This is a genomic window from Roseomonas sp. KE2513 (genome assembly GCF_016107305.1).
Lineage (GTDB): Bacteria > Pseudomonadota > Alphaproteobacteria > Acetobacterales > Acetobacteraceae > Roseomonas.
In genome coordinates this window covers 1-25,811 of record NZ_RCVR01000043.1, presented here as the reverse complement: position 1 = coordinate 25,811, position 25,811 = coordinate 1, and the positions used below count along the sequence as shown (strand labels likewise).

The 25,811-nt window shown below is 69.8% G+C and carries 26 protein-coding genes; 12 read left to right on the top strand and 14 right to left on the bottom strand.

The genetic code is table 11. The features are described from left to right. The first annotated feature begins 3 nt into the window (after positions 1-3). The 7 genes from D9599_RS25760 to D9599_RS25730 all read left to right on the top strand — a co-directional run bounded on the left by D9599_RS25760 (position 4) and on the right by D9599_RS25730 (position 6,138). Positions 4-417 carry a hypothetical protein gene (locus D9599_RS25760; protein WP_198384164.1) on the top strand — a complete coding sequence of 138 codons (414 nt, stop codon included), beginning with the start codon at positions 4-6 and terminating at the stop codon, positions 415-417. Positions 418-611: 194 nt separating this feature from the next. After that, entirely contained in the window at positions 612-1,961 is a 1,350-nt protein-coding gene (locus tag D9599_RS25755; protein WP_198384163.1) for an aromatic ring-hydroxylating dioxygenase subunit alpha, read from the top strand. Positions 1,962-1,969: 8 nt separating this feature from the next. Continuing rightward, positions 1,970-2,761 carry an SDR family NAD(P)-dependent oxidoreductase gene (locus D9599_RS25750; RefSeq protein WP_198384162.1) on the top strand — a complete coding sequence of 264 codons (792 nt, stop codon included), beginning with the start codon at positions 1,970-1,972 and terminating at the stop codon, positions 2,759-2,761. 19 nt (positions 2,762-2,780) lie between these two features. Further along, a complete protein-coding gene (locus tag D9599_RS25745; RefSeq protein WP_198384161.1) occupies positions 2,781-3,347 on the top strand; it encodes a 3-phenylpropionate/cinnamic acid dioxygenase subunit beta in 567 nt (188 codons plus the stop codon). Positions 3,348-3,375: 28 nt separating this feature from the next. Then, positions 3,376-3,570: a hypothetical protein gene (locus D9599_RS25740; RefSeq protein WP_198384160.1), complete on the top strand. Its 195-nt coding sequence runs from the start codon at positions 3,376-3,378 to the stop codon at positions 3,568-3,570. A gap of 450 nt (positions 3,571-4,020) precedes the next feature. After that, positions 4,021-4,977 (top strand): tripartite tricarboxylate transporter substrate binding protein, encoded by a 957-nt coding sequence (locus D9599_RS25735; protein WP_232480919.1) that lies wholly within the window; start codon positions 4,021-4,023, stop codon positions 4,975-4,977. Between the two features lie 177 nt (positions 4,978-5,154). Then, the gene (locus D9599_RS25730; protein ID WP_198384158.1) at positions 5,155-6,138 is read left to right on the top strand and encodes a tripartite tricarboxylate transporter substrate binding protein; all 984 of its coding nucleotides are present in this window, start codon (positions 5,155-5,157) and stop codon (positions 6,136-6,138) included. 46 nt (positions 6,139-6,184) lie between these two features. Here the strand turns inward: D9599_RS25730 and D9599_RS25725 are convergent, their stop codons facing one another. Continuing rightward, positions 6,185-6,976, bottom strand: a complete 792-nt coding sequence (locus tag D9599_RS25725; protein ID WP_232480918.1) for an IclR family transcriptional regulator — start codon at positions 6,974-6,976, stop codon at positions 6,185-6,187. Between the two features lie 182 nt (positions 6,977-7,158). Here D9599_RS25725 and D9599_RS25720 point away from each other — a divergent pair, with 182 nt between their 5' ends. Both D9599_RS25720 and D9599_RS25715 read left to right on the top strand, forming a co-directional pair. After that, positions 7,159-7,482, top strand: coding sequence for a 2Fe-2S iron-sulfur cluster-binding protein (locus D9599_RS25720; protein WP_198384156.1), 324 nt, complete (start codon positions 7,159-7,161; stop codon positions 7,480-7,482). Then, positions 7,479-8,714: an FAD-dependent oxidoreductase gene (locus tag D9599_RS25715; protein ID WP_198384155.1), complete on the top strand. Its 1,236-nt coding sequence runs from the start codon at positions 7,479-7,481 to the stop codon at positions 8,712-8,714. Before D9599_RS25720 ends, D9599_RS25715 begins: the two co-directional genes overlap by 4 nt. Before the next feature lie 105 nt (positions 8,715-8,819). On the opposite strand, the gene D9599_RS25710 is transcribed toward D9599_RS25715, so the two are convergent. The 6 genes from D9599_RS25710 to D9599_RS25685 are packed head-to-tail and all read right to left on the bottom strand — an operon-like array spanning position 8,820 to position 15,027. Then, positions 8,820-10,445, bottom strand: a complete 1,626-nt coding sequence (locus D9599_RS25710; protein WP_198384154.1) for an AMP-binding protein — start codon at positions 10,443-10,445, stop codon at positions 8,820-8,822. Continuing rightward, on the bottom strand, positions 10,442-11,206 hold the full coding sequence (locus D9599_RS25705) for an enoyl-CoA hydratase/isomerase family protein (protein ID WP_309228715.1): 765 nt from the start codon (positions 11,204-11,206) through the stop codon (positions 10,442-10,444). Before D9599_RS25705 ends, D9599_RS25710 begins: the two co-directional genes overlap by 4 nt. After that, complete coding sequence (locus tag D9599_RS25700; RefSeq protein ID WP_198384153.1) at positions 11,203-12,405, bottom strand: CaiB/BaiF CoA-transferase family protein; 1,203 nt, start codon at positions 12,403-12,405, stop codon at positions 11,203-11,205. Before D9599_RS25700 ends, D9599_RS25705 begins: the two co-directional genes overlap by 4 nt. Further along, on the bottom strand, positions 12,402-13,076 hold the full coding sequence (locus D9599_RS25695; protein ID WP_198384152.1) for an enoyl-CoA hydratase/isomerase family protein: 675 nt from the start codon (positions 13,074-13,076) through the stop codon (positions 12,402-12,404). The genes D9599_RS25700 and D9599_RS25695 overlap by 4 nt, the downstream gene beginning before the upstream one ends. Next, positions 13,073-14,035, bottom strand: coding sequence for a nitronate monooxygenase family protein (locus D9599_RS25690; protein ID WP_309228716.1), 963 nt, complete (start codon positions 14,033-14,035; stop codon positions 13,073-13,075). The genes D9599_RS25695 and D9599_RS25690 overlap by 4 nt, the downstream gene beginning before the upstream one ends. A gap of 2 nt (positions 14,036-14,037) precedes the next feature. Beyond that, positions 14,038-15,027, bottom strand: coding sequence for a tripartite tricarboxylate transporter substrate binding protein (locus D9599_RS25685; RefSeq protein WP_198384151.1), 990 nt, complete (start codon positions 15,025-15,027; stop codon positions 14,038-14,040). A 285-nt stretch (positions 15,028-15,312) separates the two neighbouring features. Between D9599_RS25685 and D9599_RS25680 the strand changes: the two genes are divergently transcribed. Next, on the top strand, positions 15,313-16,311 hold the full coding sequence (locus tag D9599_RS25680) for a tripartite tricarboxylate transporter substrate binding protein (protein ID WP_198384150.1): 999 nt from the start codon (positions 15,313-15,315) through the stop codon (positions 16,309-16,311). Positions 16,312-16,313: 2 nt separating this feature from the next. Here D9599_RS25680 and D9599_RS25675 read toward each other — a convergent pair whose 3' ends face one another. From D9599_RS25675 to D9599_RS25660, 4 genes are read right to left on the bottom strand one after another with little or no spacing between them, the layout of a single operon-like run. Then, the gene (locus D9599_RS25675; protein ID WP_198384149.1) at positions 16,314-17,123 is read right to left on the bottom strand and encodes an enoyl-CoA hydratase/isomerase family protein; all 810 of its coding nucleotides are present in this window, start codon (positions 17,121-17,123) and stop codon (positions 16,314-16,316) included. After that, positions 17,116-18,045: a hydroxymethylglutaryl-CoA lyase gene (locus D9599_RS25670; protein WP_198384148.1), complete on the bottom strand. Its 930-nt coding sequence runs from the start codon at positions 18,043-18,045 to the stop codon at positions 17,116-17,118. The genes D9599_RS25675 and D9599_RS25670 overlap by 8 nt, the downstream gene beginning before the upstream one ends. Further along, positions 18,042-18,920 carry a CoA-binding protein gene (locus D9599_RS25665; RefSeq protein ID WP_198384147.1) on the bottom strand — a complete coding sequence of 293 codons (879 nt, stop codon included), beginning with the start codon at positions 18,918-18,920 and terminating at the stop codon, positions 18,042-18,044. Before D9599_RS25665 ends, D9599_RS25670 begins: the two co-directional genes overlap by 4 nt. A gap of 3 nt (positions 18,921-18,923) precedes the next feature. Beyond that, positions 18,924-20,084, bottom strand: coding sequence for an ATP-grasp domain-containing protein (locus tag D9599_RS25660; RefSeq protein ID WP_198384146.1), 1,161 nt, complete (start codon positions 20,082-20,084; stop codon positions 18,924-18,926). 248 nt (positions 20,085-20,332) lie between these two features. On the opposite strand from D9599_RS25660, the gene D9599_RS25655 reads away from it, so the two are divergent. Then, the gene (locus D9599_RS25655; protein ID WP_232480909.1) at positions 20,333-20,827 is read left to right on the top strand and encodes a MarR family winged helix-turn-helix transcriptional regulator; all 495 of its coding nucleotides are present in this window, start codon (positions 20,333-20,335) and stop codon (positions 20,825-20,827) included. Between the two features lie 254 nt (positions 20,828-21,081). Here the strand turns inward: D9599_RS25655 and D9599_RS25650 are convergent, their stop codons facing one another. Further along, positions 21,082-22,752 (bottom strand): FAD-dependent oxidoreductase, encoded by a 1,671-nt coding sequence (locus tag D9599_RS25650; RefSeq protein WP_198384144.1) that lies wholly within the window; start codon positions 22,750-22,752, stop codon positions 21,082-21,084. Between the two features lie 105 nt (positions 22,753-22,857). Here D9599_RS25650 and D9599_RS25645 point away from each other — a divergent pair, with 105 nt between their 5' ends. After that, on the top strand, positions 22,858-23,754 hold the full coding sequence (locus tag D9599_RS25645) for a LysR family transcriptional regulator (protein ID WP_198384143.1): 897 nt from the start codon (positions 22,858-22,860) through the stop codon (positions 23,752-23,754). 131 nt (positions 23,755-23,885) lie between these two features. Here the strand turns inward: D9599_RS25645 and D9599_RS25640 are convergent, their stop codons facing one another. Both D9599_RS25640 and D9599_RS25635 read right to left on the bottom strand, forming a co-directional pair. Continuing rightward, on the bottom strand, positions 23,886-24,347 hold the full coding sequence (locus tag D9599_RS25640; RefSeq protein WP_255531666.1) for a DDE-type integrase/transposase/recombinase: 462 nt from the start codon (positions 24,345-24,347) through the stop codon (positions 23,886-23,888). Between the two features lie 56 nt (positions 24,348-24,403). After that, positions 24,404-25,114, bottom strand: coding sequence for an IS6 family transposase (locus D9599_RS25635; protein ID WP_375373076.1), 711 nt, complete (start codon positions 25,112-25,114; stop codon positions 24,404-24,406). Positions 25,115-25,811 lie beyond the last annotated feature (697 nt).

Genomic DNA, 25,811 nt, shown 5'->3' with positions numbered 1-25,811 from the left:
CCCATGCTGCGCTACAGCTATCTGCCCAGTGACTACAACCCGATGGTCCTCATGCTCGGCGATGCCGAGGACCTGCGTCGCCTGGCCGCCGCGCTCCGGCTCTTCGCCGCCGCGCCCTGCGACAAGTCCTTCGACGAGTTCGACTTCGCCCAGTCCGATGCCAGCACCCGGATCGTCATTCGCCCCGCAGTGAAGCAAATGGGGATGCGCCGGCCCGGGGAGGACGCGCCGCTGGAGTGGCTCCTCTCCGCCGACAAGGCTCGTGAATTCGCCGACCAGCTCGACGGCCTGGCCGCGCCCGACCGCAGGTCAGGCTCCGAGATGCTCGGACCAGACGCGGTGAACGTGCGGGAGGGCATTCCCGTGAAGGTCTCCCGGGGCGAGTTCCACGACCAGTTCCTCGTGACGGAGCACTGAGGCGTGGCGTTCCGCTAGGGAGCAAGGTTCTTGACAGTCCTGGACCGGTTGTCTTAATCCACTTTTTACGAGAACGATGTCCGTCTGTCGGACACAGTTTGAACGGACAGCGCGGCCGCCCGCCGTCGCGCCGCCCCGGCACCGGGGAGAGATTCCGACCCGGCGGAAGCCAGCGGGGAAAGGGAGAGACAGGGATGAGTGACGCCGCCTCCAACCAGTGGGTCGACAGCCAGCGCGGCTTCATCAGCCGCGACATCTTCGTGGACCCGAAGGTCTATCAGCTCGAGCTGGAGAAGCTCTTCACCCGCGCCTGGCTCTTCGTCGGGCATGAGAGCCAGATCCCGAACCCCGGCGACTTCTTCACCTCGCGGATGGGCGAGGAGTCCGTCATCCTCTGCCGCGACAAGAAGGGCGAGGTCCACGTCTTCCTGAACTCCTGCCGCCACCGCGGCATGAAGGTCTGCCGCTATGAGCAGGGCAACACCTCGCTCTTCACCTGTCCCTACCACAGCTGGACCTACGCCACGGACGGCAAGCTGCAGGGCGTCCCGCTCTACAAGTCGCTCTACGACGGCGTGCTGGACCGCTCCGAGCACTCGCTGATCGAGGTGCCGCGGCTGGTGAAGTACAAGGGCACGGTTTGGGCCTCCTGGGACGCGCAGGCGCCGGACTTCTTCACCTATCTCGGCGATGCCAAGCAGCATATCGATCAGGCGCTGGACTGCCGGGACGGGCGCGAGGGCGGCTCCGAGGTCATCGGCGTCCACAAGTGGATCATTCCCGCCAACTGGAAGCTCGCCGCCGAGAACTTCCTCGGCGACACCTACCACAATCCCAGCCACCGATCGGTGGACCTGATCGGCATCGGCCCTAGCGCCGCCGCTGGCGTGAAGGGCCGCCGCGACGACGAGCTGGCCAAGGCGAAGCACATCTGGGTCAGCTTCATGCAGGGCCACGGCGTGCACAGCGCCATCGCGCCCGAGGGGAACGAGTATGTGAACTCCTTCCTCAGCGACCCCGAGATTGAGGAGTATTTCCGCCACTGCTTCGAGGAGCGGAAGCGCCGCCTGGGCGAGCAGGCGCGCCTGCTTCCCTTCACGGGCACGATCTTCCCCAACACCTCCTATCACGGCCGCCAGCCGCGCGGCCTCTGCTCCTGGCACCCGCATAGCCCGACGGAGACGGAGGCCTGGCGCTTCTTCCTGGTGGACGCCGACGCACCGGCCCAGGTGAAGGAATACCTGCGCCACTACTACATGCGCTATTCTGGCCCGGCCGGCATGACCGAGCAGGACGACATGGAGAACTGGCTCTACGCGACACGGGCCAGCATGGGCACGATCGCGCGGCGCTACCCGTTCAACTACCAGCAGTCCATGAATACCTCGAAGATGAACGACCTCGTGCCGGGCAACGTCAGCACGCAGATGACGGAGGAGATGGCTCGTGGCTACTACCGGGCCTGGAGCCGCTACCTGAACGACAGCGACTGGGACATCATCCTGGGCCGCGACGGCGTCCAGCACGCCGCCGCGGCCGAGTAGGCGCCGCCATGGTTGTCATCGTGACCGGCGGGACCTTCGGGATCGGCCGGTCCATCACCCTCGAGCTCGCCGGGCGCGGGCACAAGGTGGTGGCCTTCGGCGTGGAGGCCCGGCAGGTCTCCAGCGTGGCGGAGAACGCCATTCCCGGGCTCCGGGAGGAGCTGGCGCGACGCGGCCACGACGCCGAGGTGCTCGAGGCCGACGTCACGCGGGCGGAAGAGGTGCAGCGCGTCGTAGACGTGGCAGTGCAGCGCTTCGGCCGGATCGATGCGCTGGTGAATAACGCCGCTATCGGCCCGCTGGGCACCGTGCTGGACACGGACGAGGCCCTGTGGGACCGGATAATGGCGGTGAACGTGAAGGGGCCTTACCTCTGCGCCCGCGCGGTGCTGCCGCACATGATCCGGCAGGGTAGCGGATCCATCGTAAACGTCGGCTCCGGCGCCGGCTACGGCAAGCCCAACATGGCCGCCTACGCGGCCAGCAAGGGTGCGGTCCACACCCTCACCATGGCGCTCGCCTACGACCACTTCCACGACAAGGTCCGGGTGAACACGGTAATCCCGGGTGGTGGTGGCATCGTGAGCGGGATGAGCCTCGGTCGCGTGTGCGGGGACGAGAGCAGCTTCGGCCGCGGCGCGCCCGGCACGGCCGCCGGGCGTGTTGCGACCGGCGAGGATCTCGCCCGGGCGGTCGCCTTCCTCCTCTCGGAGGACGCAACCGCGATCTCGGGGACGGTGATCGACGTGGGCTGCTTCGCCCACCAGGGCGGGCCCATTCCACAGAAGCCGCGGGCTTGAGCAGAGGGAGCGGAAGCGCATGAGCGAGGTAATGGCGGCCAGCCGCCCCAAGCGGAGCTTGGCTTGGTACGAGCTGAAGCAGGAAGTCGAGGAGTTCCTCTACGCCGAGGTCGACCTGCTGGACGAGCGGCGCTTCGAGGAGTGGCTGGACCTTCTCGCGGAGGACATCGTCTATTTCATGCCAATGCGCCGCAACGTGAAGTTCGGCCAGCACGCCGAGCGTGAGAACACGAAGCTCGGTTCGGGCATCAGCTGGTTCGACGAGGACAAGTGGACGCTGACCAAGCGGGTGGAGCAGATCCTGACCGGCGTGCACTACGCCGAGGAGCCGCTCTCGCGCATCTGCCACATGATCACCAACGTCCAGCTTCTCCAGGCCAATCCCTCCCCCGAGGAGGCAAAGGAAGTGACGGTGAAGAGCCGCTTCCTCGTTTATCAGAACCGGGTCGAGCACGAGACCTACACCCTCGTCGGGAAGCGCACGGACGTGCTCCGCCGGCACGGGGATAGCTGGCAGGTTGCGAAGCGCGAGATTATCCTCGACCAGAACGTCCTGCTTGCGAAGAATCTGACGGTCTTCTTCTGACCGGGCCGGCGAATAGAGGGTAACCGACATGGTGAACATCTTCGACCTGAAGCCGGGCGACACCATCCGCCTCAAGAACGGCAGCCTATGCGAGGTGGTGGAGAACATGGAGGACGGCATGTGGGTGATGGTCCGCTACGTCTCCTCTCCGAGTGACCCCTCCATGGAGGGCGAGGAGGAGCTCTGCCACGCGGAGCAGGTCGTCGAGACCGTCTCGCAGTAACACCTGACGGAGGCTCGCTTCTCCAGGGGCCTTCGTTCACCACAGCGAGGGTGCCGCGCCGAACTCGTCCGGCCCCGCCGCGCGGTCATCCGCGCGGCGGGGCCGAGTTGTTACTGGCCCTCCCGTTCGGCTCCTCGCCCGCAGGAAAGTAGGGCTGCGCCGGCCACGCTGACGGGTGTGACGGCCGGGCGTGTCACAGGGCGATTGGCACTCCGCATCCAAGTGCGGGTGGCGCACTTCTTGATGGTTGACTGTATCCACGGCTTGGCTTTTTCTGCAAAGCGGAACGCTGTCCGCTTAACGGACAGACCGGATGCCTGCCAGCAGGTGGATCGACCGCTGGATTCCGGTTCTCCGGGACGCTTCTCGCGGTAGCTCCCGGCAGGCCGGCTCCGGAGTTCGGCAGGTGAGCACAGCGAGGAAGCAATGGAAGCGACCAGACGAACGATGATGCGCCGGTTGGCGCTTGCCCTCGGGTTGATCCTGCCTCTCTCGGCCCAGGCGGCCGAGCCCTGGCCGCAGCGCACGATCCGGGTTGTTGTTCCCTATCCGCCCGGCGGCCCGGCCGACATCATGGGGCGGCTCGCGGCCCAAAAGCTGGGCGAGCGACTGGGCGTGACCACGGTTGTGGAGAACCGCTCGGGCGCGAGCGGATCCGTCGGCGCCGAGGCGGTCCGGGCGGCCGCGCCCGATGGTTACACCTTGCTCGCCGCGCCGAGCGTGCATGTCATGGGGCGCCAAGTGCTCCGGAACGTGCCCTACGATCCGGTGGGCGATTTCACGCCGATCGCGCGGCTCGGCGAGGGCCCGCTCCTGGTGCTGGCAAACCCCTCGGTTCCCGGCCGGACCATCGCCGAGATGCTGCCGGCCCTTTGGGCCAAGCCGTCGAACTTCTCCTTCGGGCTCTCCGCCTTCGGCGCCGCGAACCATCTCGCCGTGCTCGACTTCAATCGCCGGGCCGGGCTGGACCTTCTCGTCGTGCCCTATCGCGGATCGGGCCCCGCGCTGACTGACCTCATCGCCGGCCAGGTGCAGCTGATGATCGACCCGATGAGCGCAGCCCTGCCGCATGTGCGGGATGGACGCCTGAAGGCGCTGGCCGTGACGAGCGCGCACCGGAGCCCAATTGCCCCCGAGATTCCCACCGCGGCCGAGAGCGGCATGCCGGGCCTGGAATTCGCCTCCTGGTACGGCGTCTGGGGACCGCGCGGCCTGCCGGCGGAGATCGTACAGCGCGTGAACGAGGCGCTGAACGCCGGCATGAGGGACCCCACCGTCGTGGAGCGGCTGGCGGCGCTGGGGAACGAGCCGGTGACGGAGACCCCGGCGGAGTTCGCTGCCTTCATCGAGGCGGACGTCAAGCGGAATACCGAGATCCTGCACGCCGCAGGGTTCCAGCCAGAGTGATGCGTGTGGGGCCGGGCGGCACCCTGCCTGGCTCCATCGCCGTCTCGTCAGCCGCTATCGCCGGCAGCCATCGCATTGGTGGCGGGTCCAAGTCTGAAATCAACGCCATTGTCCGGGCAGCCTGATAGTTGATAATGTCAACTTCATCCCGCTGAGGCGATGAAGGAGACCACGACCATGTGCCGCCGCTCTTCCCGACGACTGCTGCTGGCCTGTGCCGCCTTGATGGGCCTGTCGCTTCCGGCTGCCCATGCCAGGGCCGAGTTCCCGGACCATCCCGTGCGGCTGGTCGTCCCCTTCGCGGCGGGTGGCGGCACCGACATCGTCGCGCGGCTTGTCGCCTCCCGCATGGGGGAACGTCTTGGCCAGCCGGTGGTGGTGGACAACCGGGGCGGTGCCGGCGGCAGCGTCGGATCGGACCTCGTCGCGAAGGCAAGGCCGGACGGCTACACGATGCTGATGGCGACGGTTTCCACCCACGCCATCAACCCGGCGCTCTACCGAAACCTTCCATTCGACCCCATCCGCGACTTCGCGCCCGTTTCCCTTCTCGTCACCGTGCCCGGGGTCGTGGTGGTGGGCACGGGCCAGCCCTATCGCACGGCAGGCGACCTCGCGGCCGCGCTCCGTGCACGGCCGGGCACGGTCACCTACGGGTCGCAAGGCGTTGGCGGCATCGGCCACCTCATGGGGGAAATGTTTGCCGGGCAGGCTGGCGGACAGGCTGTTCACGTTCCCTATCGCGGGGCCGCGCCCGCCATGCAGGACCTCGTCGCGGGGCGGATCACGGCGGTATTCGACACCTTGCCCGGGGTCATCTCGCAGATCCGCGCCGGCGGCGTCCGGCCCCTGCTCGTCGCCTCGGCCAGCCGCCTGCCCGCCCTGCTGGATGTACCGAGCGCGCCGGAGGCCGGCCTGCCCGGCTTCACCGCGGCCACCTGGAACGCCCTCCTCGCCCCTGCGGGAACCCCTGCGGAGGCCATCCGGGCATTGAATGAGGCGGCAGTCACCGCGCTCCGCGCCCCCGGCATGACCGAGCAGCTGGCAGAGATGAGCGCGGAGGTGGTCGGCTCCAGCCCGGACGAGCTGGGCCAGTTCATGCGCGCGGAGCTGGCTCGCTGGGCGCCCATCGTGGCAGCCAGTGGCGCCCAGGTGGAGTAGGCGCGGGCGGCGATCCAGGCGTCCTGTGAAGGCCAGGCGCTCGGGTCTATCGGGCCTTCAGGGCCGGTGGCACCCCGCCAAGTGCCACTGTGATCTCGTTCGCCGCCTCGATCGCCAGTTGGCCGAAATGCCGGGCCTGGGCCGGGTCGATGCGCGCCTCCGGCCCGAACAGCCCGACCGAGCCGGCCACCTGCTGCCCCGCGCCGAAGAAGGGGGCGGCGATGGCGACGGCGCCGCGGAAGACCTCGCCGAGGCTGATCGCCATCCCCTCCTCGCGGCAGCGCTGCAGGTCGGCTGTCAGCTTGGCGCGGTTCACCTCCGCCGGGAGCGACCGCCAGATCGACTGGGCCATGGCATCGTCCTCCATCACATGCGCGAGGATCGCCTTGCCGCTAGCCCCCCGGCTGATGTGCTCCGTCTCGCCGACGCCGCGCGTGATGTTGAGGACCTGCCGGCTCGGCATCTCAAGGATGCAGAGCCGCTTGTCACCCCTCAGGATGAATAGCGCGGCGGTTTCCCCGGTCACGTCGCGCAGGCGCTCCAGGACGGGCCGGGCGATGGCCGCCACGTCGATCTCGGAGGTCCAGACATGGGCCAGGGACATCACGGCCGGTCCCAGCCCGAAGCGCTGCGGCTCGCCCGAGGCCTGGACCAGGCCACTGGAGATGAGGGTCTGCAGGAGCCGGTAGAGGGTCGGACGGCTGATCCCGGTCAAGCGCTGGAGTTCCACGACGGTGAGGCGCGGGCGCTCGCTCGTGAAGGCCTTGAGGATGGCAACGGCACGCTGCACGGCGCGGACGCTTTCGCCCTCTCCGGCCTCGGCGGTGTTAGTGGACATACTCAACTTGATTGCTCCCCCAAAGCTTCCCTATAGTGTTCATGAGATTGATGTCCGCACAACGGACACCAACCATCCCCGCCTGGGGCCTCATGATGCCACCGAGCGGTTCGACGCCGAAGGGGCCAAGCCGCGTCCGGCAGGCCTGGTTCGGACGCACCGGAACGTGAAAGGGAGCAGGAATGCCCGAAGTGACCTACGTCGCCACCGACGGATCCGAACGCAAGGTGGAGGTGCCGCAGGGCCGCTCCGTCATGCATGGTGCCATCCAGAACGGTGTCCGCGGTATCGAGGCCGAGTGCGGCGGCGTGCTCTCCTGCGCGACCTGCCACGTCTATGTGGACCCGGAGTGGGTCGACCGGCTGGACCCGCCGAGCGAGGACGAGGAGGACATGCTCTCCAACACCGCCGCCGAGCGTCGTCCGGGGAGCCGGCTGAGCTGCCAGATCGAGGTGACGGACGACCTGAACGGGCTGCGGGTACAAATCCCCGAGACGCAGTCGTGAGCGACGGCCTCGTCGTCCTCGGCGCGTCCTACGCCGGGGTGCAGATCGCGGTGAGCGCGCGGGAGAGCGGCTACGAGGGCCCGATCGCCATCCTCGGCGACGAGGCGGAGCTGCCCTATCAGCGCCCTCCCCTTTCCAAGGGCTATCTCTCCGGCAAGGTGGACGATGCTACCCTGCCCCTCCGGAGCGCGGGCTTCTACGAGGAGTACCGGATCAAGCTCCATCTCGGCACCGCTGCCACGGCGGTGGACAGGCGTGGCCGGGCGGTGGTGCTGGCGGATGGGACGGAGCACCGCTTCGATCGACTGGCCTTCGCCACGGGCAGCAGGGCCCGCACCCTTTCGCTCCCCGGCGCCGATCTGGACGGGGTCTACACGCTGCGCTCGCTCGCCGACGCGCGCCAGCTGCTCGCCGCCATGAGGACGGCGGAGCGGGCCGTCGTGGTCGGCGGTGGCTATATCGGGCTGGAGGTCGCCTCCACCCTCGTCACGGCCGGCTGCCAGGTCACCGTCCTTGAGGCTTCGGACCGCCTCCTCTCCCGCGCCGCTGCCCCGCCGCTCGCGGCCTTCGTCACCGAGGCCCATCGCAGCCGGGGCGTGGAGGTCGTCACGGGCGTGCAGGCGACCCGCCTCCTCGGCGAGGCTGGCCGGGTGACGTCGGTGGAGAGCACCGACCATGTCTCGCGCCCGGCAAACCTCGTCCTCGTCGCGGCCGGCGCCATCCCGAACGGGGAACTGGCCGTGGCGTCCGGCCTGGCCTGTGACCAGACGGCAATCATCGTGGATGCCTGCGGCCGTACGAATGAGCCGGAGGTGCTTGCGGCCGGCGACTGCGCGGCGACGCGGCAGGGAGCGGCGGTGCTCCGCCTGGAATCCATCCAGAACGCGACGGACCAGGGCCGCGCGGCCGGGAAGGCCGTGGCCGGGCGAGCCGAGGAGCATCCGGTGGTGCCCTGGTTCTGGTCCGACCAGTACGAGCTGAAGCTTCAGATGGCCGGCCTCGTCGCGGGATATGACCGGCACGTCATCCGCGGTAGGACGGATTCAGGCCGCTTCGGCATCTACTACTTCCGGGCTGGCCGTCTGATCGCGGTGGACACGGTGAACAAGCCCGGTGAGCACCTCACGGCGCGCAAGCTCGTGGCCTCGCCTGCGGGCATTACGCCTGAGGCCGCGGCGGATGAGAGCGTGAACCTGCGCTCCTTCCTGAAGGCGGCGCAACCAGCGTCTTGATGCCATGGCGAGGAGGCCCCCTCCTCGCTCCAGCCGGACGCGCACCGCGCCCTCCGGCCAGGGCGCGGGCGATCCGCCGGGGGGATGCTGGCCCGCCGCTGCCGCTCAGCCCGGGACCTTGATACCCAGGACCTCGATGGCGTGCTTCGCAAGCTGCTTCTTCTGGATCTTGGAGCTGGCGGTCATGCCGATGCTCTCGAAGGACTCCACAACCTGAACGTAGCGCGGCACCTTGAAGCCGGCCATGTTCTCCTTGCTCCAGGCGATGAGCGCCTCCGGCTCGCAGGACTGGCCCTCGTTGAGGATGACGAAGGCGCAGGGAACCTCCATGAGCCGGGGATCGGGCACGCCGACCACCACGGCCTGACGGATGGCGGGGTGGCGGTGGAGGATGTCCTCCACCTCAGCGGGGGAAACGTTCTCCCCGCCGACGCGCACCAGGTCCTTCGCGCGGCCGGCGAATTCCAGGCGCCCCGCCTCGTCCAGCCGGCCGAGATCGCCGGTGAGGAGCCAGCCATCGGCGGTCAGCGTCTCCGCCGTCTCCTTCGGCTTGTCGAAGTATCCCTGCATAACGTTCCAGCCGCGCACGAGGATCTCGCCCGTGCCGCCGGGCGGCAGGTCCTCGCCGGTCTCCAGGTCGCGGATGCGTATCTCCAGGCCGGGCTGCGGGCGCATGTGGCCGCTGATCCGGACCTCTTCGGGCTCCCACCAGCAGGATTGCGCGATGTTGGGCGATGCCTCGGACAACCCGTAGCCCACCACGCAGTCCCGCGCGCCCATCTCCTCGATGATCCGCCGGACGATGCTGGGGGAGGCCGCCGCCCAGGCGCCGCGCAGCACCAGCTTCCGCCGCGCCCGGTCCGGGTGGTTCAGCAGCATCAAGGCCATGGTGTCGTTGCCGGAGAAATGGGTGCAGCGCTCCTTCTCCATCAGCCGCAGGGCCTCGGCCGGTTCGAAGCGGTCCATCGTGACCAGGGTGGTGACGTGCTGGATGCAGGAGAGGACGGAGAGCGTGGAGCCCGCCACGTGGAAGAAGGGCCGTGCGCTGTGAAAGCGGTCGGCGATCCGCAGCCCCATGCGGCCGCCAGAGAAGAAGGCGTTGGCGCACATGGAGCGATGGGTCAGCATCACCCCCTTGGGGAAGGAGGTGGTGCCGGAGGTGTACTGCATCAGTAGCACATCGTCCGGCGCGCAGCGGGGCGGCGCCTCATGCCCCTGGCCGGCGGACAGGAAGTCCTCCCAGGACCGCGCACCGACCGGCACGTCCTTGCCGACCACCACGACCTCTCGCAGCTCGGGCAGCGCGGCATCCGGCAGCGCGCTGTCCAGCCCGGGGATGATGCCGCGCAGCATCGCCACGAAGTCGATCCTGAGGAAGCGATCCGCCGCGAAGAGCCGCCGCACCCGGGACTGGCGCAGCGCGTAGGCCATCTCCTCAGCCTGGAAGCGCGTGTTCACCGGCACCGTGACGGCGCCTATCGAACCTAGGGCGAGGAAAATCGAGACCCAGCGCGGCCCGTTGCCCATCAGCAGCCCGACATGCTCGCCGCGCCCGACGCCCGCGGCGAGGAGGGCGGCGCGGATCCTGGCCACCTCTCGCTCCAGGGCCGCGAAGGTGATTCGGCCGGACGTGGCGACCACCGCCTCCACCTCCGGCGCGATCGTCACCGCGCGGCGCAGCGTCTCGGTCACGGTGAGCGGGCAGAGCCCTTCCAGCGCCAGCCCGCTCACGACGACGCCTTTCCGAAGGCGCCCATCGTCTTGCGCCACTCACCGCCGGCCAGGCTCTCCTCGATCGCCATCAACTCGGTGGCCAGGGCGCCGCGCGGATCGCGCTCCAGCCCCTCGTCCACGCAGCGCTTAGCCAGGCGCATGGCGGCGGGCGGCGCGCCTGTGATGGTCGTGGCGATCTCGGCCAGGAGCGCCTCCAGCGCCTCTGGCTCCACCAGGCGCGTTACCAGCCCGCCCTCCCGCGCCTCCTCGGCGGACAGGGTGCGGCCGGTGAACATCATGTCTTTCGCGAGCCGCTTGCCGAGCACGCGCGAGAGGCGCTGCGTCGCGCCCACGGTGCCCCACAGCGCCTCCGGTGTGCGGAACCCCGCCCTGAGGGTGGCGATGACGAAGTCGCAGGCGGCCGCGATCTCGACACCGGAGCCGACCGCCTGCCCCTCCACCACGGCGATGCTCGGCATCGGCAGCCGCTCGATGGCGTCATAGGCGGCGAAGCCCTTCAGGCGGCGGGCGCGGACCTGGTCCTCGGTCATGCCCTTGCGTTCCTTGAGGTCGGCCCCGGCGCAGAAGACGGGCCCCGCGGCGCGGATCACGACCAGCCGCGCATCCTCAACCACCGCGCGGCGGGTGGCGGCGAGCAGGGCCTCGGCAAGTCCGGTGTTCAGCGCGTTGCGCGCCTCCGGCCGGTTCAGGATGAGGGTGGCGACCCCGTTCTCCGAGAGGTTCCAGAGCACCTCGTCACACAAAGCGGTTTCGCTCACAGCGCGCCATTCTCCCGCAAGGCGGCGACCCGCGCCGCGTCCATCCCAAGGCGCTCGCGCAGCACCTCTTCCGTGTGTTCGCCCAGCAGCGGCGGGCGGCCGAAGCGCGGGTCTTCCCACCCGTCGAAGCGCAGCGGCAGGCGCAGCCCGGGGAACTCGCCCAGCGTGGGGTGCTCGAAGTGCTGCACCAGGCCGCGTGCCTGGACGTGCTCGTCCGCCATCACCTCGTCGAGCGAGAAGAGCGGGCCCGCCGGAACCCCTGCCCCGTCCAGCGCGGCGAAGGCCTGCGCGCGCGTCAGCTTCTCCATCGCGGCGGTGATGCCGCGCATCACATCCTCTCGCCGCGCCACGCGGCCGGAATTGGTGCCCAGCTCCGAGTCCGCCAGCAGCCCGTCCAGCCCCAGCGCGCGGCAGAGCGGCTCCCAGTGCTGGTCGGAGACGGTGATGTGGAGCCACTTGTCGTCACTGCAGCGGAAGCTGGCGGAAGGCACGCGCCCGGGATGTTCGGTGCCGAGGCGCGGCGGAACCTCGCCGAGGGCGAAGAAGCGGGCGGCGGCGATGGTGAGCTGGGAGACCTGCGCGTCGAACATCGAGACGTCGATATGCCCGCCCTTCCCAGTCTTCGTGCGTCCCTGGAGCGCCGAGAGGATGGCGATGGTGACCCAAAGGCCGGAGGTCAGGTCGGCCACGGGGAGGCCGGGCTTCACCGGCCCGCCCCCGCGCTCCCCCGTCAGGCTCATCAGCCCGCTCATGGCCTGGAAGACGGTGTCGTAGCCCTTCCGACGCGCATAGGGGCCGGACTGGCCGAAGCCGGTGCAGGAGACGTAGATCAGCCCGGGGTTGAGGGGCGCGAGATCGGCATGGGCCAGCCCACGGCGCTTCAGCGTGCCGACCGGGAAGTTCTCGACCAGCACGTCGGCCTTCGTGGCGAGGTCACGGATGACCGCCCTCCCCTCCTCGCTGCGGAGGTTCACGGTGATGGACCGCTTGGAGCGGTTGAAGGCCATGTAGTAGCCGCTGATCTCCTCGCCCCCGTCCTTCGCCTGCGCGAAGGGCTCGAAGCCGCGGGTCTCGTCGCCGCTTCCGGGCTGCTCCACCTTGATGACCTCCGCGCCCATCTCGGCCAGGATCATCGTGGCGAAGGGGCAGGCGAGCACCCGCGACAGGTCGAGGATGGTGATCCCTTCGAGGGGCCTCATGCGATGTCGGCCTTTCCGTCCGAGAGAAGTTCCTTGAGGCGCAGGAGCGCGGGCGGCGCCAGCAGCGCCGCCGCTTCGGCGAGGGCCGATGCCTCGTCCAGCACCCTTTCCGCCGGCACCACCCGGTCCACGAGCCCAAGCGAGAGCGCCTCGCCGGGCGGGATGTCACGGCCAGTCGCCAGAAGGTCGAAGACGCGGCGCGGCGGCAAGTGGCGCAGCAGGACCGGGGCCATCAGCGCCGGCAGCATGCCGTGCCGTGCCTCAGGAAAGCCGAAGGTGGCTGTCTCCGCTAGCACGGCCATGTCGCAGGCCAGCGCGAGCGCCGCCCCGGCCCCGAGGGCGGCGCCATGCACGGCGGCCACCACCGGCTTGCCGATGCGGGAGGGTGCCGCCAGCAGGGCCGGCGTCAGGGCGCGCCGCGCGGCCTGCGCCCCCGAGTCGTCCCGCAGCGCCTTCATCTCGCCGAGGTCAGCGCCGGCGCAGAAGCCCAGGCCGCTGGCGGCCAACACCAGGGCGGCGACGCCCTCCTCCGCCGCGGCGCGCTCCAGCGCTGCCATCAGCGCCTCGATGAGAGGGCGGTTCAGCGCATTGCGCTTTTCCGGCCGGTTCAGGCGGAGGATGCGGACGCGGCCGCGATCCTCCTCGGCCAGCAAGGCCTCCGCCCCGCTCATGCCGCGCCGCCCGCCAGGCGCAGCCGGGCCGCCTCGGCCTCGGCCACCAGCCTGGCCACGACCTCGGCGGCCGGGAGGATGTCGTCGATGAGCCCGGCCGTCTGCCCCGCCTCCACCTTGCCGCGCTCCACGTCGCCCTCCAGCGCCGCGTGCTTCAGGGTGCGGCTCATGTAGAGCTCGGCCAGCACCTCCTTCGCGTGTCCCGCCCGCTCGGCGGCGTCCACCTCGGCGGTGAAGAGGTTGCGAAGCTGGCGCACCGGCAGCCCACCGCGGCCGACCAGGGTGGTGTCGGACAGTCCCGCGCGCCGCACCGCCTCCTTGTAGGCGGGGTGCACGCTCGCCTCCTGCGTCATCAGGAAGCGCGTGCCGAGCTGCGCGCCCTCAGCGCCCAGGGCGAACATCGCCGCGATCCCGGCGCCATCGGCCACGCCGCCCGCGCCGATGATGGGCGCCCTCACGCCTGCCTTCGCAACCGCCCGCACGAGCACCATGGCCGAGACCTCGTCCGGCGCCGGATGGCCGCCTGCGTCACCACCCACCACGATGAGCCCGTCCACCCCCGCCGCGTCGGCCTTTTGGGCGTGCAGCGGCGAGGCGACGACGTGCAGCCACTTCGCGCCATAGGCCCTGAAGCGCGGAAGCGCCTTCGGGCCGCCCTGGGAGGCAATGATGACCGGCACGCGCTCCGCCTCCGCAATGTCCAAGAACTCCGCGGAGCGCTTGTTGTAGAGCGGGACGTTCAGCGCGAAGGGCGCGTCCGTGCCCGCCTTCACCGTGCGGATCGCCTCCACCAAATCGTCGGGCCTCATCGGCCCGGCGGCGATCACCCCGAGCGCGCCGGCGTGCGACACCGCCAGCGCGAGCGGCGCGGAGGAGGAGGCCCAGCTCATCCCGCCCTGCACGATGGGGTGGCGGATCCCCAGCAGTGCCGGCAGGCGCGAGGGGAAGTTCATCGTCACGGTCAAAGGGATTCGGCTCCGGATTGCTTCACGAGCGGCCCCCACTTCGTCGCCTCGGACCGCAGGAACTCGAGGTAGTCCTCGCCCGTAATCGGCGACGCAACGCCGCCCTGGGCGGCGAAACCCTGGACCAGGGCGGCATCGCGCAGCGCGGCCCTCGCCGCTTCCTCCAGCCGCGCGCGGATCGGCGCGGGTAGGCGGGGCGGGGCGGCGAAGCCGTACCAGTTGTCGGAGTTCACGCGCGGGAAGCCGAGTTCGACCGTGGTGGGCACCGCCGCGAGCGCGGGCACGCGCTGGCCGGTGGTCACGGCGAGTGGACGGAGATCGCCGCTGTCGATATGCGGCTTCAGCACCGGCACGTCGGCGGTCATGAAGGTGAAGCGGTTCGCGAGGAGGTCCGTCGCCGCCGGCGCGGCGCCGCGATAGGGAATGTGGGTCGCCTCCATTCCGGTCTCGGAGGCCAGCAACGCGCTGGCGAGATGCGTGATGGAACCGACCCCAGCCGAGCCGTAGGTGACTGGGCTTCCCTTCGCGAGCGCGATGAGCGCGGCCAGGTCGCGCGGCCCGCTGCGTGCATTGACCACGACGACCTCCGGCACGCGGACCACGAGGGAGAGATGGGTCAGGTCCCGATGGACGTCGAAGGGCATCCGCTGGCGCGGCAGGGCCGGCGCGATGGAGAGCGCGCCCGGCCCGCTGATCCCGATGGTGGTGCCGTCGGGCGCCGCCTTCGCGACGGCGTCGTGCCCGACCACGCCGCCCGCGCCCGTGCGGTTCTCGACCACCACGGGCTGGCCGAGGTCGCGCGCCAGCGCCTCTGCGAAAAGGCGCCCGAAGATGTCGGCGGGACCTCCCGCGGCGAAGGGCACGATGAGGCGGAAGGGGCGGTCCGGCACCCAGAGGGCGCCCTGCGCGGCGGCGCGGCGGGGCGTGACGCAGGGCCAGCCGAGGAGGCCCCCTGCCATAAGGCTCAGCGCGCGACGCCTGATCACGACTTCGCTCCTCCACGGTTGCGGCAGGCTCGGATGCCGACCTTCTGCTCCTGGAGGAACTACCCCTTATGGTTGACTAAGTCAACAATACCTCGCTAGCGGAAGCTGGTTGGTGCCGCCTCATCCGGTCGGAGCGCGCCGATCTCGGTTGACCCAATCAACCGTCGGATGCGAAGGAAGCATGGACGATCGATACGGGTTCGGGCCCTGGATTTCGGGCCCTGGCCCGGCCGGACCGCCGCTCCATCAGGTCCGAAAGGACCATGCACGGGCAGGGAGTGTCTCATGGTAGCCTCGATGCCGGGCCGGCGACACCTTCTCCAACTGGCCGGAAGCGTCGCCCTGCAGGGTGCGGCCGGGCAGGTACCGGCCTGGTCGGCCACCGGCAGCAGCGCATGGCCGACCCGCACCGTCCGCTTCGTCGTGCCATTCGCGCCAGGAGGGCCGGTGGAGGTGCCTGCGCGCCTCATTGCCGATCACCTCTCGCGGCGCCTCGGCCAGCCCTTCATCGTGGAGCCGCGCCCTGGTGCCGGCGGCGCCTTGGGTGTGCAGGCGGTGCTGCAGGCCGGGGACGGGCACAGCCTCGTCTTCACTACCTCCTCGGTCGCCACCCTGCCGGCCCTCCAACGCAACCCCGGCTTCGACCCGATGCGCGACCTGTTGCCCGTGACCCTCGTCTCCGAAGTTCCGCTCGCGCTGCTGTCACGCCCGGACTGGCGGGTGCGGGATTTTGGGGCCTTCCTCGAGCGAGCCCATGGCGGAGCGCTGGCCTTCTCCTTCGCGTCCTCTGGCGTCGGATCCACGACGCACCTCGCGGGGGAGTTGCTGAAGGCACGCGCGGGGATCGAGCTGCTGCACGTCCCCTATCGCGGCGCCGGACAGGCCGTAGGCGCCCTGCTGGCCGGCGACACCGACCTGCTGATCACCGGCCTGATTGAGGCCCTGCCGCATGTGAAGGAGGGGCGGATGCGGGCCATTGCCGTCACCTCAGCTGCGCGCAGCCCTGCCCTTCCCGACATCCCGGCCGTCGCCGAGGCGGTCCCGAGCTACGAGCTGCCGATCTGGTACGCCGTGCTCGCGCCGCGCGGCACGCCTCCGGAGGTGGTGGATCTCCTGGCGGCCGAGATGGCGCCGCTGCGCGCCGGGACGCCGCTCGCTGCGCGCATGGAGGCGTCCGGCGCCACCCTCCTGCTCGACGGACCTACGCCGCTGGCCCGCCGGCTGGAGCGGGAGGTCGCCCTGTGGAAGGACGTCCTCCCGGCTGCCGGCATCAGGCCGGAATAGGCCTACCCGGCCGCCCAGGAGGCGGGCCGCTTCGCCTTGAAGGCCGCGATGCCCTCGGCGGCCTCCAGGCCCGTCGAGCAGCGGCTGAAGGCGCGGGCGCCGGCCTCGGCGTAGCCGGGCGGCGCGACCTCCCCCATCGCGGCCAGCAGCGCCTTCGTCTCGGCCAATGCTCCTGGGGCGCCGGCGCGGATGTCGGCCAGGATCGTCCCCAGCAGCGCGTCCAGGGCGGCCGCGTCCAACGCCACTTCGTGCACCAGCCCGGCCCGCGCCGCGGCGGCGGCGTCGATCGGCGCGCCCTGCAGGACGAGGCGCGCGGCGGCGCTGCGCCCCATCCGGCGCACCAGCCAGGGCAGGATCTGCGCCGCCACCAGCCCTCGCCGTGCCTCCGGCGCCGCGAAGCGTGCCCCCTCCGCCGCGATCGCGATATCGGCGGCGCAGACCAGGCCGAGCCCACCCGCGAAGGCAGAGCCCTCGATCCGGGCAACCACCACCTGCGGCAGGGCGGCGATGGCCGCGAAGCGCTCGCCGGTGCGACGGTTGCGCTCCAGCGCGGCCGCTAGGCGCTCCTCGGGCGTCGCGCCGGCGCCTCCAGCCTCGTCGAGGTCCATCCCCGCGCAGAAGTGCCCGCCCGCGCCAGTAATCACCAGCACCCGCGCGGCGCGGTTTCCCTTCAGCTCCGCCAGCAGCGCGTCGAAGCGCTCCACCAGTTCGCGGCTCATGGCGTTGCGCCGCGCGGGGCGGTTCAGGGTGACGCGCACGACGCCACCCTCCTGGGTGACGAGGAGCGGGGTCTCGGTCACGGTATCAGGCATGGGCGGTCTCCCCGACGCGGATGGCACGTGAATAGAGGGGGCGGCCGAGAAGCCGCTCCGCTTCGCGTCCCGCGGCACGCAGCCGATCCAGGTCCAGCCCCGTGTCCACGCCCATGGCCGCGAAGAGCGTCGCGAGGTCCTCCGTGCAGACATTGCCGGTGAAGCCCTCGCCGTAGGCGATGCCGGACGGGTGCCCGCCCGTGCCGCCGAGCGCGGTGTCGAAGTGGCGCAGTCCCGCCTCCAGCGCCGCGACGCAGTTGGCGACGCCGGTGCCGCGGCTGTCGTGGAAATGGGCGATGAAGGTCGCCTCGGGCAGCGCATCACGCAGCAGCGCGACGAGGGCGTGCACGCGCGGCGGCGTGGCGCTGCCGATCGTGTCGCCGATCGAGACCCGCGTAACGCCGAGCGAGACGAAGCGCCGCGCATCCTCCAGCACCCGCTCTGGGGGGACGGGGCCGTCGAAGGGACAGTCGAAGGCCACGGAAATCGAGCCGACGAGAGTGAAGTCACACCCGGCGAGGGCCGCCATCTCCGCCACGTTCGCCCACTGCTCTTCGCGCGAGCGGCGGAGATTCTTCTGAGTGTGCCCCTCCGAAGCCGAGACGAGGAAGCTGATCTCCTCCGGGCCCCGCCCCGCCGCTCGCGCCGCCTGCGCGCGGCGCACAGCCGCAGGGTTAGGGCAGGTGGCCTTGAACAGCACGCCCGGGCGCGGGCGCACCGCCGCCAGCACGGCCTCGGCATCCGCGAATTGGGGGATGTATTTTGGGTGTGCGAAGGAGGTGATCTCGATGCGCCGGAAGCCGCAATCAGCGATCCGGTTCAGCATCGCCACCTTCGCCCCCACCGGCAGGACGGCAGGCTCGTGCTGCAGCCCGTCGCGGCAGAAGCACTCGGAGAAGATCACGTCGGGCACGTCTGTCACGGCACCAAAATCCCCTTCAGGATGTCGATCGCGGCATAGGGAGTTGGCGCAACCCGCGCGCCACCCTCGCGTAAGGCCGCGAGCTTGCTGGCGGCGCTCTCCCGCTCGGCGCCGATGAGCGCGCCGGCATGGCCCATCTGCCGGTCCACGGGGGCGTGGCGGCCGACAATCGTGGCCACCACGGGCTTCGGGAACGCGGCGACGGCCTCGGCCAGGGCGTATTCCTTATCGCCGCCGATCTCGCCGCAGTAGAGCACCGCCGCCGTTCCGGGGTCGTCGGCTAGCGCCGCCAGCCACTCGTGCGGATTGCGGCCGATCACGCTGTCGCCGCCCATGTGGATGACGACCCGCTGCCCGATCCCGGCGCGGGTCATCAGGCGGGACGTTGCCAGCGTCAACGTCCCGCTGCGCCCCAATAGGGCGACCCGCCCCGGCGCGCAGAATGCCGGGGAGACGGAGCCGAGCAGCAGCCCGCCCTCCCCCGCGTCCGGCACGCAGAGGCCGAGCGTGTTCGGACCCAGCAGCCAGCTGCCGGCCTCTCGCGCTGCCTTGGCCGCCCACAGCGCGTCGTGCACGGGCACGTATTCCGCGGCCGCCACGATGGTGGCGATGCGGGCCGCGGCGCATTGCCGCACCGCGTCCAACGTGCCCTCAGGCGGCGTGTAGAGAATCGCGGCGTCCACCGGCGCGTCCAAATCCGCGAGGGAGTCGAGGAGCGGCAGCCCGTCCAGACTCTCGCCGCCGCGGCCGAGCGCGATTCCGGCGACGATCGGAGTGCCCGCGGCGCGCATCTCAGCCACTTGGCGCGCCGCGTAGCGGCCGGTGGGGTTGAACGCCACCACGCGCCGGGGGCGGGAGGAGAGGAAGGTCAGCACGGCTCAGCTCCTGCCGGGTCGGCAGCCCGCGGCGATCGCCCGCACCAGCGTCAGCGGGTCGTCGTGGAGCATCGCGACCCCCGCGGCGCGCAGCCGTTCCACGGCCGCCGCCGCGTCGAAGCCGCGGCTCGCCGACGGGGCCGCGGCGAAGCCGACATAGAGCGGCCTGGGCGCGGGACGACGTGCCAGGAAGGAGAGCAGGGTCTCGATCCGCTCCCCCATGGGGCGGGAAGCGAGGGTCGCGTAGAAGAGGATCGCGCGGACGCCCGGACGCTCCGCGAGGTCGAAGGCCGCCTCCAGCCGGGCCTCGGTCGTCTCCGCCGGGCCGCCCTGGGCGTTGTCCATGAAGGAGGCGCCGGAGAGCCCGTGGTCCGCCAGCAGGTCGGTCAGGAACATGCCGAGACCGGCGCCGGCGCTGACGAGCGCCACGTCGCCCGGCATTTCCACCAGGGTAAAGCCCGCGGCCCGGGCGGCCCGCTCCAGTGGGCTCAGCAGGATGTCCTCGAGTGCGGCGCTGGCCCGGGTGGCCGCGGCGTCGTGCCGGCCGGCGGCGGCATCGTCCCGGACCATCTTCGCGTCCAGCGCGACCAGCCTTCCCCCTTCCAGTTCCGCCAGTGGGTTGATCTCCAGCAGCGTCAGGTCCTCGGCCTCCATCACGCGGAGGAGGCGCACCGCCTCCCGCGCGACGCGCGCGGAGAGCGCGGGCGGCAGCAGGCAGCGAAGGGCCGCGTGGACCTGCTCGGCCAGGCCAGGCACGCCCGGGGACAGGAGGAGGCGGACCGGCGCGTCGCCCTCCTCCACCGCCACGCCGCCGCTGGCCGAGAAGAGGAACTCGATGCCCTGCCGGGTGCCGTCCACCCGGAGCGCCAGGAACATCTCCCGGACCGGCGCGACGGCCTCTTCCAGCAGGAATGCGACCCCGTCCTGGGCCGGCCCGAGGATCAACTGCATGGCGGCCCGCGCCTCGGTCGCGTCGGCCGGGTCCACGCGGCGAACGAGGCCGCGGCGCCCGCGCCCGCCTTCCAGGACCTGGGCCTTGAGCACCATGCCGTCCCGGGCGAGAAGGCTCGCAGGAAGCTCATCCTCGGGCAGCATGACGCCGCGGGGGATCGCGATGCCGTGCCGTGCGAGCAGCGCCTTGCCCTCGGCCTCGATCAGCCTCATCGCTCGTGTCGTCTCCCGCTGCCGGGCGCGGCAATCCAGGAGCGCGCCCCCGGATTGCCGCGCCCATAAATTCGTTGACTTCGTAAACTATATGGCCGCTGAGTCAACCTCGACCTTAAGGGGCTAACCCTGTATCCAGGGCCGCCGATCCTGATGGATTGATCCTTCCGACAGTCGGAGACACCGTGTTGCCGGGCAGATCCGCCAGCCCTCTCGGGGCTTCCCAGGACAAGACCATCAAGGATTTGTTGTCTTACCGCATCCACCGTTTGGCCAACACTCTCAGCCAGGGCGCGGCGCGCCGCTACAAGGCCGAGTTCGACGTTAGCCTCATGGAGTGGCGCATGCTCGCCCTTCTCGGCGACTTCGCCCCAATGACCCTGAAGCAGCTGGCACTCGAGAGCGGCCTGGACAAGAGCCTGGCAAGCCGCGCGATCAGTGGGCTGGTCGAGCGCCGGCTGGTCCTGCGGACCCCGGGCACGGAGGACGCGCGAGAGGTGAGCCTTCGCCTCTCGGCAAGTGGCCGCCGCGTCTACGAGGGCCTTATGCGGTCGGCCCTGGCCCGTGACGAGGCTTTCAACTCCGCGCTCAGCCCGGCGGAGGTGGCCACCCTGGACTCGCTGCTTGAGAAGCTCATGCAGGTCGCGCGCCAGCAGGCGCAGCCGCAGGCCTGGGACATGGGACCGGACAAGGCTCAGCCAGCCCCGAGCCGAGGCTTGAAGGGCAAACCTGAGGCCGGATGAACCTGCCGTTCCGGTGATGGGCACGACCAGGCGACACCCCTCGCTTGCGCCGGCCGCGGAGCCTGGCTGCAGGCCGCCGGGCGCGACCTACCGCGCCCGCGGGCATGAGGCCTCGCAGCCTTCAACCCGCCCGGAGCGAACGGCCTTCCTCTATTCGGGGTAGCGGAAGCACCGGAACGCTCTGACCGTCGGCGCGGAGCTGGTGGCCTTGCTCCTCGCTCAGCGGGCAAGACCAGCCGCAGGGATGTTGGCCATCAATCCTGAAGCGCCAACGCCGCCGTCCTGGCGCCGCGGATGAGGTCGATCAGCTCTTGCGGATTGGCCGGCAGCATGTCGCCGCGCCACGCCACGTGCTGGTCCGGACGGGAGAGCACGAGGCGCTCCCGATAGACGGCCCCCCTCGCCTCCTCTTCAAGGTCGATCACCGCGAGCGGAACGCCACGCCGTTCCGCGGCCCGGAGCAGCGGCGCCACGTCCAGCGCCGGGTCCGTCCGGATCAGGGTGAAGCCCGGCCCGAGGCGATCGTAGAGCGACCGCCCCTGGCTGTCCCAGACATGGGGCGTGCGGCAGCCCGGCACCGTGGATGGCGTGAAGCCCGCCATGCTGTAGGCGGGCGGCGCCTCGCCGTCATAGGCGATGATCGGCGACCGGTCGTAGAAGGTGCCGAAGTTTAACCCGCCGCAGCAGTACTGGTTGACGTTCAACTCATAGGCTTCCTGGCCGAGGCGACGCCGCGCGGCCTCGCCCGCCGGACCCGGTGCCTCAATGTCGCCCGGCACGCCGCCGCGCTGCCTTGTCAGGGCGATGGCATGTTCCATGGCGAAGCGGGAAACCTGATCGGTGATCGGCAGGCGCTCGGCTTCGTAGGCATCGAGGATGTCGGGCTCCGTCCAGCCCGAGAGCACGCCCGCCAGCATCCAGGACAGGTTGGTCGCGTCCGCGATGCCGGCATTCATGCCGTAGCCCGCCATGGGCACCCAGATATGCGCGGCATCGCCGCAGATGAACACACGGCGGTCACGGAAGCGGTCCGCCACGAGGCGGCGGCCGATCCAGTCCTCCTTGCTGATCAGCTCGTAGCGGAAGTCCTCGCCCAAGCCGAGGATGAGGCGGATGCAGCGGTCGCGGTCCACCGCCTCAAAGTCGGTCTCCTCGGGCCGCAGGTAGTTGTGGATCAGCCAGGTCTCGCGCCCGTCGATCGCGTACATGTTGCCGCTGCGGTGGGGGTTGAGGGAGAAGGTCGCCCAGGCGGGGCCAGCGGGCATGCGCGTCAGGAGGTCCGGCGCGCGGATGAAGGTGGACTGCACGCGCTGCACCACCGGGTCGCCGCGGAAGGTCGCTCCAATCGCCTTGCGCGTGGACGAGGCGCCGCCGTCGCAGCCGACAAGGTAGTCGCAGGAGATCTCCAGCGGCGCGCCGCCATCCAGGCGCTCGGCCCACGCGACCACACCGGCGTCCGACTGCTCGAAGCCGGTCACGCGCGCACGGTTGATGATCCGCAGCGTCGGCATGGCCTGGGCATGCCGGAAGAGGATCGGCTCAAGATAGATCTGGTTGATCCGGTGAGGCGGCTCCGGCGTCGGCCAGTGCGTGTCAGGCCCGCCCGTCGCCGTGTACCGGTCGCGGCGGCAGGGGATAGGAATGCGGGACAGTTCCTCGCCCGTCGCCGTGATACGGTAGGCGATGTCGTTCGGGAAGTCGGGCGGGAGACCCGCGTCGCGTAGCGCCGCGGCCACGTCGAGGCGGCGGAAGATCTCCATGGAGCGGGCGGAGACGTGGTTGCACTTCACGCTCGGCGGCTCGCCCTCCGCCCGCATCTCCAGGACGGTCACGTCAATGCCGCGCCAGGCGAGATCCATGGCCAGGACGAGCCCGACCGGCCCCGCGCCGATCACCAGCACGCCCGTCTTTATCCGCTCAGACATTGCCGACCTCCTGCTCTCCGCCGCGAACGCCGCGTGGAAGAGATGCTAGGCGATGGGATCTTTGAGCATTAGCGATTAATACTGGAGCATTGGTGAGGAATCCTCGTGAACCCTACCCTGCGCCAGCTTGAGGCCTTCGTGCTCTGCGCCCGCCAGGGAAGCCTGACGGCCGCGGCGGAGCGCATGGGCCTGACTCCCTCTGCGATAAGCCTTCTGCTTCGGCAGCTTGAGGCGGAAATGGGGCTGCGGCTGCTGGACAGGACGACGCGCCGCCTTCAGCTCACGGAGGCAGGGCGAGACGCCCTGGAGGGTGCCGAGCGGGTGCTGCAGGAGAGGAACCGTCTTCTCGCGGGGGTTCAGGGGCTGGCAGCGCGGCAGGCCGGACAACTTATCGTCGCGGCCTCAGCCGCCATCGCCGCGGTTATGATCCCCGGCATGATGCGCGCCTTCACCGAGCACCATCCTGGTATCCGCCTGATCCTCCGCGACGTGTCGCCGGACAGGGTTGTCCCGATGGTGGAGGAGGGCATCGCCGAGATCGGGCTGGGCACGGTAGGCGAGGTCCCCACCGGAATCCGTACGGAGACGCTCCTGAGCGACCAGATAAGCGCCATCTGCCACATCGGCGCGCCGCATGCCGCTCGGCATCGGCTCTCATGGGCAGAGGCGCTGACCGAGCCCTGTATCTCCGTCGTCCCGGGGAACCCCATCCGCACCTTGATCGATGAGACGCTGGCGACCCAGGGTCGCAAGCTGGAGCCGGCATGGGAGGTGTCCTTCTTCGCCACTGCGCTGGCCCTAACGACGGCAGGCTTCGGCATCGCCCTTCTGCCGGGCTACCTGGTTGGGCAGTCACCAGGTATGGGGCTAGTGGCCGTTCCATTGGAGGAGCCCAAGATTCGGCGGGACGTGACGCTGGTGTCGCGCGCGGGGCGCAGCCTCTCGCCGGCTGCATCGGCCTTCATATCGGTCGCTCGGCGGAGCGTTCCCGCCCGGGGGTAGGCCGCGGCAAGAGAGGCGGCAGTCCAGCAGCCCGCAGGGCAGACGGTCATGACCGCGCACATGGTCAACGGGCATTGGCAAGTTGTTTGACGAAAAGGCAAGTTGGGCCGCGTGCGTGAGAGGGGGCTGGATCATGATACCGTCTGGACGCAGGTTTCCTGCTGCCAGATCCGGAAGCTCTTGGTGCGGGCGCGCCGGTACTCGCTGGCGGTCATCAGGTGCCGGCGTGGGCGGAAGTGGCCATAGATCATGCTGTGCGCCGAGAGAAACCGCTGGGCCTGCTCGGCCGACTTGAACCGCTGCATCTGCCGCTCCCGCCGTCGGGTAGGCCGATGCGAGTTCTCGGCCCGGTTGTTCAGATAACGGCTGCTGCGATGCCGGACCTCGGGCAGGAGTTCGCGCTGGGCTACCCCGTAGCTCTTCGGCCCGTCAGTGACCAGCCGGCGCGGCTTGTATTTGAGGCCCGCGAGCAGGCGCTTGAAGAACCGCTTGGCCGCACTTCCGTTCCGCCGGTCCTGAACCAGGATGTCCAGCACCACGCCACGCTGGTCCACCGCTCGCCAGAGGTAATGCAGCACGCCGTTGATGCGCAGAAAGGTTGTGTTGCAAACTTCGCGGCGGGCCGCAGGTGGCCTGAACAGCAGGTAGATCAGGCAGCAATCTGGAACAGCTCGGCGACGAAGGTGGCTTGGGCCCGCATGTCTCGTCCGCCGATCCTCCGAAGCTGTCCCTTCCTCACCATCGCCATCACCTCGTAGCCCGCCAGTGTTCGTCTCGCCGTCCAGAACCTGCCGAAGCCAAGCCCCGGTCTGACCAGGCGTTTCACGCGCCGGTGGTCTTGTTCCACGATGTTATTGAGAAACTTGCACTGCCGTAGGTGCGAGGAGCGCCACAACTCACCGTCCTCCTTCAGCTGCTCGATGGCGCACGGGTAGGCCGGGTTCCTGTCCACTGTGATGGTGCGAGGGTTCACCGTATGCGGCTGCCCCAGCGCCTTGCGGAAGAACCGCTTCGCAGCCTCCGCATCGCGCCTGACCGAGAGCAGGAAGTCGATCGTCTGGCCGCGGCTGTCGACTGCCCGGTACAGGTACGTCCAGCGGCCCTTCACCCGCACATAGGTCTCATCGACCCTCCACGAGCCGTTGCTCGGCCGCAGATGTGGCCGGATCCGCTTCTCGCTCTCCGGCGCGTAGGTCTGGGTCCAGCGGAAGAGGGTGGTGTGCGCGACATCTACGCCGCGGTCCTGAAGCATCAGCTCGAGATCCCGGTAGCTGATTGGGAACATCAGGTACCAGTGGACCGCCCAGAGGATCACCTCGGCGGTGAACTGCCGGCCTTTGAAGGACTGATCCGGCCTCACTGAGGCCACTCTCCGCCGTCTCCCCATACCAAGCTTTGTACCTGCTCAGGCTGGCTCCGCAAGGCCGCAACAGAACCCTGCGGGGTCCGATCCAACGCACTGGTCGACCTTCCGGAGCCCAGATCCTAGACAACAAAGAGATCCAAGCGAGATCCCCATCGAGGAGCTGGCGGCTCTTGCTGCCTCCTGTTTGGCGAGGCACCCGGACGAGGAGGCAACCATCTTTGCAATGCGGAATGCTTGCCACCTCTCTCAGCTGCGAGAAACGGCGCGTGGACGCTTCAGCGAGGCGATCGCCATCAGCCGCAGACGACAATCTGGAGAATGATGTCCGCCCGGATGTGCCAGAAGGCTGGGTCTACCTTGCAGTGGCTCTGGCTTCTTGCTGGCCACACAAAGCGCCTGAATGCGGTTGGGGATTCCCGTCACCAATGGCTGCCATGGGTCGAACTCGGCCGTAGGAGGCAGGGCGATCAGCCCTAAGCCTTCTCAGCTCTACCCGTCCAAGATCACCATCCGGTCTACATACTGAAGCTGGATTTCAACCGCCGAAATCCGCGTGCCCAGGCGCATGGGGCTCTCTGCTCTTGATCCAGAGGCGTACCATGCAGGCCATGCGCTATGCTGCACGCATGACGAACAAGGCTGACGCGGCGCCCAGAACACGCCGCCCGTGGGACCTCCATCCCTCGCTAAA